Annotated in this window: 9 protein-coding genes and 1 tRNA gene; 4 read left to right on the top strand and 6 right to left on the bottom strand. The window is 27.3% G+C overall.

Annotation, left to right across the window (positions count from 1 at the left end; genetic code table 11):
* Window positions 1-69: 69 nt before the first annotated feature.
* From BMUR_RS08350 to coaBC, 6 genes are all read right to left on the bottom strand, one after another.
* Window positions 70-1,872 carry a GerMN domain-containing protein gene (locus BMUR_RS08350; protein WP_013114164.1) on the bottom strand — a complete coding sequence of 601 codons (1,803 nt, stop codon included), beginning with the start codon at window positions 1,870-1,872 and terminating at the stop codon, window positions 70-72.
* 285 nt (window positions 1,873-2,157) lie between these two features.
* Complete coding sequence (locus BMUR_RS08355; RefSeq protein WP_013114165.1) at window positions 2,158-3,192, bottom strand: N-acetylneuraminate synthase family protein; 1,035 nt, start codon at window positions 3,190-3,192, stop codon at window positions 2,158-2,160.
* A gap of 167 nt (window positions 3,193-3,359) precedes the next feature.
* Window positions 3,360-3,432: transfer RNA gene (locus BMUR_RS08360), tRNA-Thr, on the bottom strand.
* 65 nt (window positions 3,433-3,497) lie between these two features.
* Complete coding sequence (locus BMUR_RS08365) at window positions 3,498-5,819, bottom strand: ABC transporter permease (RefSeq protein WP_013114166.1); 2,322 nt, start codon at window positions 5,817-5,819, stop codon at window positions 3,498-3,500.
* Between the two features lie 22 nt (window positions 5,820-5,841).
* Complete coding sequence (locus BMUR_RS08370; RefSeq protein ID WP_013114167.1) at window positions 5,842-6,549, bottom strand: ABC transporter ATP-binding protein; 708 nt, start codon at window positions 6,547-6,549, stop codon at window positions 5,842-5,844.
* 29 nt (window positions 6,550-6,578) lie between these two features.
* Window positions 6,579-7,775: a bifunctional phosphopantothenoylcysteine decarboxylase/phosphopantothenate--cysteine ligase CoaBC gene (coaBC, locus tag BMUR_RS08375; RefSeq protein ID WP_013114168.1), complete on the bottom strand. Its 1,197-nt coding sequence runs from the start codon at window positions 7,773-7,775 to the stop codon at window positions 6,579-6,581.
* Window positions 7,776-8,530: 755 nt separating this feature from the next.
* On the opposite strand from coaBC, the gene BMUR_RS08380 reads away from it, so the two are divergent.
* The 4 genes from BMUR_RS08380 to tlyC are packed head-to-tail and all read left to right on the top strand — an operon-like array spanning window position 8,531 to window position 12,929.
* The gene (locus tag BMUR_RS08380; protein WP_232473693.1) at window positions 8,531-9,151 is read left to right on the top strand and encodes a PhoH family protein; all 621 of its coding nucleotides are present in this window, start codon (window positions 8,531-8,533) and stop codon (window positions 9,149-9,151) included.
* A gap of 34 nt (window positions 9,152-9,185) precedes the next feature.
* Complete coding sequence (locus tag BMUR_RS08385) at window positions 9,186-11,657, top strand: HD family phosphohydrolase (RefSeq protein ID WP_013114170.1); 2,472 nt, start codon at window positions 9,186-9,188, stop codon at window positions 11,655-11,657.
* Entirely contained in the window at window positions 11,657-12,094 is a 438-nt protein-coding gene (gene ybeY / locus BMUR_RS08390; RefSeq protein WP_013114171.1) for an rRNA maturation RNase YbeY, read from the top strand. Before BMUR_RS08385 ends, ybeY begins: the two co-directional genes overlap by 1 nt.
* Before the next feature lie 13 nt (window positions 12,095-12,107).
* Window positions 12,108-12,929 carry a hemolysin C gene (gene tlyC / locus BMUR_RS08395; RefSeq protein WP_013114172.1) on the top strand — a complete coding sequence of 274 codons (822 nt, stop codon included), beginning with the start codon at window positions 12,108-12,110 and terminating at the stop codon, window positions 12,927-12,929.
* The last annotated feature ends 299 nt before the right edge of the window (window positions 12,930-13,228 follow it).

Raw genomic sequence — 13,228 nt, forward strand, 5'->3', positions numbered from 1 at the left:
TAAAAAGCATATAAAACATTATATTTATAATTTTGAAATTATGCCTATAACTAATATTATCAAATATTTTTATTGAAATCTTTTAAAAGGCATATTCTCTATAGCACCCTCAGAACCTATAGTTTCATTAAGTTCTCCGTTTATAAGAAATATAACATTATCTATACCTTCAAACTGAGTAGCAGTATATACAAATTGATAAATCTGTACCATAGTTCCTTCGCTTCCCAAAGGATTAAACTCAAAGTTTTCATTAAAGTTTAAATATACAGTATTACCTTCTATAAATATATCAAGTAGTTCTGTACCTTTAGGTATACAGCTTATAATATTTCTGTTATTTTCTTCATCTGTAGCACCAATAAGAAGTTCGTTTATTGCATCTTTTATAGATGACCTATTGCTGAATTTTCTGCTTCTGAATATTAATGTTATAGCTCCAGTTCTTTCACTATACTCTACTAAATATATACCTTCATCACTGTTCTGTTTTAAATCTCTCTCTAAAGAAGCCCTCTCTACAGTATTATTTGCCTTTTTAATATTATAATTATTAATGTCATTTTTAGCTTTTCTTATTATCTCTTCTTTAATGCTATTTTGGCTATTGTTTTCTTTACTAATAGCTTCTTTTATAATATTTTCATCTTTAATAACATTATCTTTTTTTATATTCTCTTCTCTTTTGATAATATTATTATTATTTGGATTAACCATATCATTTATCACTCTGTTATAATCAATATTAGGTTTATCTAAAGAATTAGTCATTGTATATATTGAAGAACGAATAATATCTTTTCTATCTTGTGCGTTCATATCATAAGAATTATTTTCTTCTCTTTTTAAAGTATTGTTTAATGATGTTCTATGATTATTAACAGTATCATTATTTTGTTCTATATTTTTATTTGCTTCGATATTATTATTTTTCAAATATACATCAGAACTTTTATATTGATTAGTATTATTATAGCTTTGAGGCGGTCTGCTTGAAAAAGTAGTAGAAGATGCAGGCTTCATAGTAGTAGTTTCTCTTTTCACATTTTCTTTAGGTTTTAGAATATCATCAAATATACTTTTAGGTGTATTAGTATTTGTTTCAGTTTTTTTATTTTCTGTATGATAATTGTCTGCATAAGAAGAATTATTTACAGCAGCAGAATTATTATTACTCATCATATTATTTCTTTTTGAAGACGGATTATTATTATTTCTGCTTTCTAAAATCATTTGCTCTAAATAATTATGGTTTTTATCAGTATCTGAAGTATTATTATTATTGTTTGAAACAATTATATTATTTTCATTATTTGTATACTCTTCTGTATTATTATGATTATCTTCTCTAAATAATACAGAATCATGATTATTTCCATAGTCTACATATCCGCTGTCATAAAAAATAGAGTTACTTACTCCGCTGTTATTAAAAAAAGGAAGAAGAGATTCTCTAGTTATTATATTTGAATTTGTAAAATTATAGTCATTTGTTAATGTATCTAAAGCAGCCTCTATTTTAGAATTAGTTTCATAAGTCATTACAGATAAAGTTTCATTAGTATTTGCTTTAATGAAGAAATTAAATAAAGGTATATTATTTAAAAAGCTCATTTTATCGGTATCTTCTGACATGCCGTCACTTTCCAAAGCTAAAGCTTCTCTATGATTAATAGAGAAAAAATCTTTTATTGCTATATCCACCATAGGAGAATATTTTTTAAAAGCAGTAAAAATGATAGCTGCAATAATAATAAAAAGAACTGATATAATCAAAGGCTTTTTTAGATTTATCTCCTTACTTTCATTACGTATTTGTCTTGTATATGATATACCTTTAGATTTGGCTTTAAGCTGCTCGTATCTTGGCACTTTATTACTCCATAGTATAATATGTATCGTTTTCATTATCGATAAAAAGCCAAATGCTATTAGGATTTTATTTATATTAGATAACAGAGTTATTTTTTATTATTGAATATTTAAGTAAAAAAATCTTTTATTATTTTAAAGAATATAATATTTTAAATACGGATTAAATATTTAGTAAAAAATAAAGCTGTTTTTTATGCCATCGAAATGTAAACTTATGCCTATGATTTAGTAAAATAGCTTTCTATATCATTAAGATATATAAATTTCAAAGATTCTTTTTACTTATTTTTTTAAATCTTTAAAGTTCAAAGCTGTAAATGATTTTTTATCTACCTTTAGAGTTTTACCTATTACTTTTTTATAGTCCTTTGCTGATATTCCAACACAAGGTCTTAAAGTGATAATATCTTTTTCAGTTATTATTTCACCTTTAAGCATAGCATGATTTAAATAAACACCTCTTTTAGCATATACTAGTTCTTTTTTTTCCTGCTTGCTTAGTACATGTTCTTTTTTAAGTGCAGAGTTTCCTCCAAGCATAGTTAAAGTATTGTCTATAGATTTTATAAGTGTATTCATATTATCAGTATCTAAACTTATAATATGATCTCCTTCTTTTTTTTCTGGTGTTATAGTAAAATGTTTTTCTATTATTTTAGCTCCGAGAGTTACTGCAATAATAGGGGCTTCTATTCCTATTGTATGGTCCGAGTATCCTATTATAGAGTTTTTAAATATTTTATTCATTACTGATATTCTGTTTAATCGTGCATTTTCCATAGGAGTTGGGTATTCTACAGAACAGTGAAGCAATGCTGTTTCATTATTTTTTAATATTTTTAGAGCTTCTTTTATGTCTTTATTAAGAGCAAGTCCTGTAGAAAGTATTACTGGCTTTTTTGTTTTAGCTGCTGCTTCAAGAAGAGGAATATTATCTATATCGCATGAGGCTATTTTTATTACAGGTATATCATAATAATTTATATCATTAATAGATTCCACAGAAAAAGGAGTGGTTATAAACATTATTTTATTTTTCTTAGCTTCTTTTATAAGAGGTTCGTACCATTCTTTTTTTAATACTATATTATCAACACCATCAAGGGCATTATCATTAAGTTTTAATGCTTTGGTATATTCTTTAGGGGCAAATAATGTTTTTTGAGTGAAACTCTGAAACTTTACAGCATCAGCTCCAGATTTGGCGGCTTCCTGAACTAATTTTAATGCCGATTTCAAATCTCCTTCATGATTGCATCCTGCTTCAGCTATTACAAAATAGCCTTTTTTATTTATCAAGTCTTTTAATTTAATCATAATTACATATACCTCTTCCTAGTAAAATGATATACCATCATGTTTATATTATCGAAATAGATATATAATTATTTATAATATTTTATTTTTTGAATATATTAAGAGATGTTTAGTAATTGTAGATTTTTGATTTATTAAAGGAGATATAAGAGTGTTAAAAAAAAATGAGCTGGTGATGGGACTTGAACCCGCAACCGGCTGATTACAAATCAGCTGCTCTGCCAATTGAGCTACACCAGCGAAGTGATTATTATTATACTACAACTATAAAAAAAGTCAAGTATAAAACATAATTTTTTTCTTATTTATTCTTCTCTATCCTTTAAGCCTTCTACCATATCTAGTTTATTAATATAATGCGTACTCATAAGTGCTACCAAAAATATTACAGCTATAAGCAGTATTATAGCAAGTAAGTAGCTTGAACTGTATACATGAGGCACAAAAGAGAATAACTTGCTTGAGAATGGTTTTTTTACAAGATAAAGTATTCCGTATCCTGCAGCTATTCCCAAAGGTATGGCAACTATTACTTGCGTGATAGTTTCTTTTAATGAAGCTATCATAATTTCTTTTGTCGTATATCCCATAACTTTAAGAAGCGTAAACTCATATCTTCTTGTAGCAAGAGTAATAACACCCACACCATAAAGTGAAGTTGCACCAAGTAAGAATGCTATAAATATAAGTATCTGTACAAGTAAATATATTGTTGCTATTTGATTTTTATAGGCTTCATATTCATCATTTCTAAAACTATAATACGAAACTTCTTTACTATTATCTAATATATCTTTTATTTCTTCTTTGGAAGTATTGGTTTCAGTAGTTAAGAATAAAGTGTTATAAACATCTTGAACTTCAAATGTTTCTTCAGCAAAATCTTTATCCATATAAATATAGAACATACCCTGCTGTTCTACAAATTTACTAACCTTTACTCTTCTTGAAATACTGTTTCCAAGTGTATACAGTTCTATTCCTATATAGTCATTTTCTTTTACTTTTAATTTGTCTGCTAAATATTTGGGAATCATTACAGAATCTTCTTTATTTTCATTATTTGGTATATCAAGAGAAGAAAAACTGTCTTTATATATCAAAGTAGGTATGTATAAACTTTCTGCATCTTCTCTGAAAGCGGGATAAAGTCTTGACTGATAAATAGCAGCCTTATCAAAATATTTTATGCTTTTATTTGTAAGAATATCAGAATTATCTTCCCATTTTGTAGGGCTTATAGTGGCAGTAATATCGTATAATGCAAACTTTTCGTATAAAGTATATAAAAAGTAGTCAAAAGAGTTATTAAATCCTTGAGCAAATATAGTCATACTAATTGCAGCAAACATTCCCCAAAGAGAGGCCAAATATCTAGTTTTGCTTCTTGAGGCATTTTTTATAGCATATCTTGTATTGAAAGAAAGTTTATTCCATATTTTGAATCTTTCTATAAAAGTTTTTCCGGCACCTTTAGGAGGCTCCCCTCTCATTGACTGAGCAGGGTTGAGTTTTAATATTGAAACAGCAGCTAAAAGATTAGAGAATATACATACAAACAATATAATTAAAGCAGATATTATCCATAAATCTATATAAATATTGTATGTAAAATTAGGCATATCAAATATATTTCCAAGTGCATTGAATATAGGAGGAAGGAGGAATTTGCTTGCTATAAATGCTAAAAGTATACCGAAGAATGATACCAAAAAAGAATATTTGATATACATAAACATAATAGAAAAATCGGTAAGCCCTATAGCTTTCATAATACCTATCTGCTTTCTTTCAACAGCAACATTTCTTCTTTGTATAATATATAAAAGCAGTATAGCCATCAAAAGAAGTATAGAAGGACAGATATATGAAAAAGAATCTATTTGAAGAAGTGTCTGTTCATAGTTTACATAATTTACTGACTGTTCTCTGTCTGTAAAGAAGAATATTTTTTGTTTTAATTTAGTTCTTATTAAGTTTTCAGTATTAATTTTATCAGCATTTTCTTTGTATTTTATATAAATTGAATTGTAAGGCACATAATTAAAATGATCTTCGCTTATTTCTATAACTGCGAAATCTTTAGCTTCAGAGGCTGTACTTGCCCCGTCTTTAAAAAGAAATACATAATTAGGATAAGAAACTAAGGCAGCAATGGTAAAAGAGTTTGTTTTATCATTAAAGGTTAATTCTACAGTATCTCCTAGTTTAAGAGAATTAGCATCAGCAAAATTTTTATTAATAGCTATTTCATTAGTTTCTAATTCATATTTTCCTTCATAGATATAAGGCTTATTTATTCTATTTTTTGAACTGTCAGTTCCGTAGATAATAGCATCAATATTATTTATTTTGCCCTGAAATCTATGTCTTGCTTCTGCCTTATCAATACCTTTCATATCTTTTAAGATGTCTATATCATTATCGTCAAACATTCCGAATAATACTAAATCATCTAATGCATTTTCCTCAAAATAATTTTCAGCAGCCAATTTGAAGTCTCTGTATACAGTTTTTACAGCAACAAAGAAAAGTACAGCTAATGTTACTATAAATACTGCTGACATAAATATTGCAAGCTGTTTATGTATTTTTCTAAATAGTAGTTTTGTTTTTATATTAATCATTATTTATTTACCGTTTTTATTTTTACCACTCTATCTCTTCCGGATTTAGAGGTTTTTCTACATCATATTTATCTAATACTTCTCCGCTAAGAATCTTTACTACAGTATCAGCCATCTTAGCTATCTCTTTACTATGGGTAATTAATACTATGCTTGTTCCAAGATTTCTGTTTAAATCTCTTAATATTTTTAAAGCCATAACTCCAGTCTTGTTATCTAATGCCCCGGTAGGCTCATCGCATAATACTACTTTAGGTTTTTTAGCTATAGCACGTGCTATACTCACACGCTGCTGCTCGCCTCCTGATAATTCTGTAGGATAATGTTTAATTCTGTTTTCAAGACCAAGTAATTTTAAAGCCTCCTCGGCATTGCTTCTTGAAAGCCCAGTTATCTCGGTTGAAAACTCTACATTTTCTATAGCAGTTAAATTCGGAAGCAAATTGTAGCTTTGAAATACAAAACCTATATTTTCTCTTCTGAATTTAGCTAATTTTTTATTACTGTAATGAGAAATGTCTTCGCCCAAAAATAATACCTGTCCGCTTGTCGGCTTATCCAAAGCACCTAATATATTAAGCAAAGTACTTTTTCCGGAACCGCTAGGTCCTAGTATGGCAGTAAGTTTTCCCTCTTCTATTGTAAGATTAACAGATTTTAAAGCCTGAGTAGCTCCGCCTCCATGTCCGTATACCTTACTAATTTCTTTTATTTCATAAAGATAACTCATTATACAAAATCCCGTAATAATATTATTTTCTAATTATAACCATTCTTTTTTTTCCATTCATAAACGGCTATATTTACTATTTCTTCAGCACATTCTCTTTTACTCAATATAGGATATGATTTAAATAAACCGTCTTTAAAAAAGATAGTTATTTTATTTGTATCTTTACCTATAGAGTCTTTTATTTTATTTGCCACTATCATATCAGCACCTTTTCTATTCATCTTATCAACAGCATAATTTTTAAGCTCCTCATCATTTTCCGCAGTTTCAGCAGCAAAAGATACTATTAACGTACCTTTTTTCTTTTTTTCTTTAGTTGATGCTAGTATATCAGAATTTTCTATTAAATCTATAGAGTTTATATTTTGTTTTTTTATCTTTTTATCAGAATAAACAGCAGGTCTGAAATCCAAAGGGGCAGCCGCCATTATAAGTATATCAGTATTATCAAGTTCATTAAGTACAGCTTCTTTCAGCTGTTCTGTTGTGTCAATTTTGATTTTTTTATCATTGCCCTTTACATTTAAAGATGTATTTACTTCGCCCTCTATATATACAGAGTTTCCTCCATTATTGTATATTTCTTCATATATAGAAGAACCCATTTTGCCGCTTGAAGTATTGGTTATATATCTTATAGGGTCTATCCACTCTTTGGTAGCACCTGATGTTATAGTAAACTTTATATTTTTATATTTATTATTTTCTTTTGTAATTTTTTTTATTATAGTTTCAAAATCGGCTAATCTTCCCACACCAGTATCATGGCATGCCATATTTCCGCTTTCAGGCTCTATTATATTATAATTAAGTTCTTCTATTAAATATTTAGTGTTTTTTTGAACAGCTTTATTAATCCACATATGGGGATTCATAGCCGGGGCGAAATATTTATCTTTTGTATATGCACATGCTATAGTACTTACAGCATCATCGCATATTCCATTAGCTATTTTTGCTATTATATTTGCATCAGCTGGTGCTATAAGAAATATATCTGTTTCTTTATTTATATTTATATGTCTTAGAACATCATCTTCCTGCCATAGATCGGTTATTACTTTATTCCCGCTCATAGTTTCAAGTGATTTTAACCCCACCATGTTCTGAGCATTTTTAGTAACGGCACAAATAATATCATGACCTTCTTTTTTAAGCATACTTACTAACATTGGGGTTTTGTATGCAGATATTGAACTTGTTATGGCAAGCAAAATTCTCATAGTTTATTAAAAAGTTTTAAACTTTAATATTCCTTATAATAAATTTTAATACTACTAATTATATACTACTATAAATAAAAAAAATAGTCTATATATTTTTTTTATTTTTATTTATCTTTTTGTATAAAAAAGTAAAAAAATATAGTTTTTAAGTATTTAAACTAACATATATTAATGTTTTTATTAATTGGGGTTTAAACCTTATAATATACTAGAATGTAAATTTTTTAATTATATAAATATTTATAGTGTTTTAATTTATATATAAAAATTAAATATCATATTTATTAATAATAATTTTTAATATTAATGAATAAAAAAAATTAATAAATTCATTTTGTCTTATTGACAATAGATATAATTTTGTATACTATTATCTATATAATTTTATAAATATAATTTTGTTTTAAGGATTTTATATAATTAATAAGAAAATATCAGGAAATAAGATTAAATTTAAGGATAATGAATCCTTTATTTCTATATGCGGGATTAATGATAAAAACCTAGAGGTACTTGAAGATAAATTTAATGTTTCAATATACCCAAAGGGAAATGAATTAACCATAGAAGGCGATTCAAATAAAATAGAAGACACTCTTAAAGTTCTTTATATATTAAAAGATCTGTATAATTCATCTAATGAAATAACTATTCAGAAGGTTATAAGTATAGCAGATAATATTGAAAGCGGTAAAGAAAATCAATTAATATCAATGCGTATAAAGCTGCCGTATCTAGGAAGAAATATACAAATGAAAACAATTTCTCAGGGAGAATATTTATATAAAATGCAAAGAAGCGATATTGTATTTGCTTCCGGAGCTGCTGGTACGGGTAAGACATTTTTATCGGTTGCTTATGCTATAAATTTACTTTCTGAGGGAAAAGTAGAGCGTATAATTATAACTAGACCTGTAGTTGAGGCAGGCGAGAGTTTGGGATATTTGCCCGGAGATTTTAAAGAGAAGATATCTCCATATATGCGTCCTGTTTACGATGCTTTGTATAGTCTTTTATCAAGCGATATTATATTAAGATATACTGAAGAAGGAAAAATCGAAGTAGCTCCTTTGGCATATATGAGAGGAAGAACTTTGAGCAAGGCTTTTATAATACTCGATGAAGCACAAAACACCACAGTTTCTCAGATGAAAATGTTTTTAAGCAGAATAGGAGAAAAATCAAAAGCTGTTATAACTGGAGATGTGTCTCAAAGCGATTTACCAAGCAATGTAGAATCTGGTCTTGAGAATGCTTTGAAAATTTTAAAAGGAATAAAGGGAATAAGTTTTCACCATTTTGATAAAAAAGATGTGATAAGACATCATTTAGTTTCTGAGATTTTGGCTGCATATGATAATGCAGGCAAATAAAAATATTTTATTTACGGAAGGTTATTAATTTAATATGAATACAAATAAAAAAATAATGAAATCAGTTATAAATAAAACTCCAAATATAGAAAGAGTTTTTCAATTAGTAATAGCTATAGTATTATATATTTTTACTTTATTTTTGGTTTTTCCCACATATATGCAGAAAGCTGCAGTACCTTCAGTAGGCGATATAGTAAAAGAGCCTCTGATAGTAAAACGCAATGTAAGATACGAAAATAAAGAAGAAACACAAAAACTTGTATATTATGCACAGGCAGCTGTAGCTCCTATATTTGATATGCCCAAAAATATAGAGTATGAAACCATATCCAAAATAAGCAATATGTTTTCATTTATGAGAATATCTCATGATAATAATGTTCCTATTGATGATATGTATAATGAGTTTTTATCGCTTCATAACGAGCCTATAAATAAATCAGTATTTTCAAATGCTGTTGTTAATGAGCTTAATGTAGGATATGAATCTAAAATAATAGAAACTATTAAAGAACTATTCAGTGTAGGAGTCATATCTAGGGGAAATTTAAGTTCGGATACTTTGAATCTTATACTAGATAACGGAGTATTTATATACAGGTATGATGATTATTTAGTAGAAGAAAGAGTTCTTCCAAGAAACAGAGTATTTTTTTTGGAAGATTTAAGAATGGAGCTTCCTTCTATTGTAGGGGCAAAATACAGAAATCTTAATATAAATCATATTAATACAATATCATCTATAGTTAATGCTTTTTTGAGAGATAATCTTATATATAATTCTGTGCGTACAAAAGACAGGATGAATGATGTTGTCTCTTCAATACCTCCGGTTTATAATATGATAAAAAAGGGATTTGTGATTTTAAATGTAGGGGAGAGAGTAACAGAAGAAAAAGCTGAGCTTATAAGAAATCTATTTGGTAATAACTTTGAAAATTATAATGTTTCTATTTTTACAGGTCAGGCTTTATTTATACTTCTGCTTTTTGCTTTTATTGGCTTTATTATACTTAAATACAAAATACCTTTTTATATAAGTTTTAAAAACTATATTCTGTTTTGTATAGAGTATATTGTTATTGTAAGTATTACATATATATTTTATAATCATATATCATATAAATTATTGGATACATATATACCTTTTTATATTTACACATTCATTCCTATGTTTGGTATGATAAACTCATTATTAGGAGCTAGAAGGGGGATATCATCTATAGTTACTTTAGGTATTACGCTTCTTGCTGCAAATATTGCTCAGGCTAATATATTTGAAATATCAGCATTATTTCTTATATCAATATTAGCTTCTATACTGTCAAGGAAAATTAACAGCAGATATGCTCTTTTATGGATAGGTTTTATTATAGGCGTATATTTGAGTTTGATGTCATTAGTGGGAATGCTGCTTAATAATGAAATTAATATCACTTATTTAACTTTTATTTTCTCATTTGTAAGCGGATTTACTCAGGCTATACTTGTAATGATATTTCTTCCTATATGCGAATATATGCTTGAAACAGCTACTATATTCAGACTTCAGGAGCTTTCTGACTTGAATAATCCTCTTCTTAGAAAACTTCAGATGAATGCCCCCGGTACTTATCACCATTCTATCAGCATGGCTAATCTTGTAGAGACTATAGCGGAAGAGATAGGAGAGGATGCAAGGCTTGCATGTGTATCAGCATATTATCATGATATAGGTAAAATGGAAAATCCGCTCTACTATATAGAAAACTCTAATGTCAATGAAAACAGACATAAAAAATTAAAACCTACACTTTCTGCTTCTATAGTAAAGGCTCATGTACGTTTGGGGGTTGAGATAGCTAAAAAATACAGACTTCCTAAAGAGGTTATTGCTGCTATAAAAGAACATCATGGTACAAGTTTGATAAAATATTTTTATGTAGAGGCTTTAAAAGAAAATCCTGATGTTGATATTAATTTATTTACTTATCCCGGACCGCGTCCTCAGTCTAAGATTACAGCTATATTGATGATTCTTGATTCTATAGAGGCAGCAAGCAGAACTCTGGATTCTCCTAAAAGAGAGGATTTGGAAATGCTTATAGAAAATATTGTCGATGATAAAATGGCGCATGGAGAACTTAATGACAGCGGACTTACTTTAAAAGATATAGAAATTATTAAGAGAATATCATTCCAAAAAATTATAGTTTCTTTGCATGAGAGAATAAAATATCCGGAGCTTCCGGAAGAGAAAAATGAAAAGATTCATTTAGAAGAAGATGAAAAGAGTGATAAAGATGTTAAAGATAATAAAAAGCAGAGTTCAAAAGAAAATAAGGATAATACTAAAGAAAGCAGCGATGCTGTAAAAAAAGTAAAAAAAGAAACGGAAAAGATAAAAGATAAAATAAAAGAGAAAATAGCAAAAAAAACTCCTATAAAACATAAAAATGAAAAAGATGAAGTAAAATATAATACAAAAGAAAATAAAGAAAATAAGGATGCTGTAAAAAAATAATGAAAGTTAATGTGTTTAATGAAACAGATTATGATATTAATATAAAATACTATAAATATTTTTTATACAATTCATTAATTGTATCTGAAGTAAAAGGAGACGTCAATCTATTATTTTGTGATGATGAATATATAAAAAAACTTAATAATGACTTTAGAAATAAAAATAAAGCTACTGATGTATTAACATTTCCTATGGGAGATGATGATGAAGGAGGCGATATTGTTATTTCTTATGAGTGGGTAAAAAACAGATACAGCGAAGATAAAATAAAAAAAACTGTATTAAAACTTATTATACATTCTATACTCCATCTTAAGGGCATACATCATAATTACAGTAAAAAATCGCTTATGGAAAATAATGAAAAGATGAAAGAATTATATTATAAGGCAGTAAAAAATATAAAAGATAATAGAAAAAAACATAACTTGTAAGGATATATAAAAAATGTCAATAAAAAAATTAATATCTAAAATAACTAAAAAAAAGGATAATGACACTGAAAAAAATAATTATATAAATTTATCAGCATTAACAGAACCTGAGAGAGAAATCATAATAAATACTATAGAATTAAAATCAAAAAGTGTAAGAGAGATAATGGTGCCAAGAGTAGATGTTATTATGCTTCCTATAGAGTCATCTTATGATAAAGTGATAAAGGCTTTTAATAAAGACAGAAACTCAAGAATACCTATATATAAAGACGGTATAGATGATATAATAGGGGTTTTGTATGTAAAAGATTTGATAGATACCGATGATAAAAACTTTTCTCTCAAAAAGATTCTTCATAAGCCTCTGTTTGTGCCAATATCAATATCTTTAATGGAGCTTTTAAAAAACTTTAGAGAGAAGCAGATTCATATTGCCATGGTAGTAGATGAATACGGCGGTTTTTCTGGAATAGTATCTATGGAAGATGTTCTTGAACAGATTATAGGAGATATTAGAGATGAGTATGATGAAGAAGATGAAGAGGTAAAAAGCAATGATGACGGTACTTATCTTGTAGATGCTAGAGCAAGAATCGATGACTTTAATAAGTACGGCATACTTCCGCCTATACCAGATGATGAGGCAGATACTGTAGGCGGATTTTTATTTTCATATTTGGGAAGGCTTCCTAAAAGAAATGAGGCTATAGAGTATAAGGATTATTCTTTTACTGTTGTAGGAAAAAGCGGAAATATTGTTACTAAAATAAGAATAGAAAAACTTAAAAAAGATAATAAAGATAATGATGAAAAGAATAAAGATAATGAATGATTTTATTTTTTAAATGAAAATATTATAAGTAAAAAATTATTTTATACAAATTTTTAAAATATTTTAGTTTGTATGTTTTTTATTATTTTTTTGACCGCTGGGAGTTGGTATTGATATTCAGTGAAAAAACAGATATTAAAAATAAAAGATAATTTTAATATATAAAATTTAATTGTACAAATTTTTGAGAATCAATTTTCTATAATTTTTTGTTTTTTTTATAATAATAATGTTGTATTAATTTATTTTCAATCTTAAAATAGTTACAAATATAATTCTTATTTCAGGAAGAAAATACT

It is taken from the genome of Brachyspira murdochii DSM 12563 (assembly GCF_000092845.1).
GTDB classification, from domain to species: domain Bacteria; phylum Spirochaetota; class Brachyspiria; order Brachyspirales; family Brachyspiraceae; genus Brachyspira; species Brachyspira murdochii.

Coding starts and splice junctions, on each gene's coding strand:
- BMUR_RS08385 (WP_013114170.1), top strand. CDS start 9,186: ATGAATACAAATAAAAAAATAATGAAATCAGTTATAAATAAAACTCCA.
- BMUR_RS08380 (WP_232473693.1), top strand. CDS start 8,531: ATGAAAACAATTTCTCAGGGAGAATATTTATATAAAATGCAAAGAAGC.
- BMUR_RS08365 (WP_013114166.1), bottom strand. CDS start 5,819: ATGATTAATATAAAAACAAAACTACTATTTAGAAAAATACATAAACAG.
- tlyC (WP_013114172.1), top strand. CDS start 12,108: ATGTCAATAAAAAAATTAATATCTAAAATAACTAAAAAAAAGGATAAT.
- ybeY (WP_013114171.1), top strand. CDS start 11,657: ATGAAAGTTAATGTGTTTAATGAAACAGATTATGATATTAATATAAAA.
- BMUR_RS08355 (WP_013114165.1), bottom strand. CDS start 3,192: ATGATTAAATTAAAAGACTTGATAAATAAAAAAGGCTATTTTGTAATA.
- BMUR_RS08370 (WP_013114167.1), bottom strand. CDS start 6,549: ATGAGTTATCTTTATGAAATAAAAGAAATTAGTAAGGTATACGGACAT.
- coaBC (WP_013114168.1), bottom strand. CDS start 7,775: ATGAGAATTTTGCTTGCCATAACAAGTTCAATATCTGCATACAAAACC.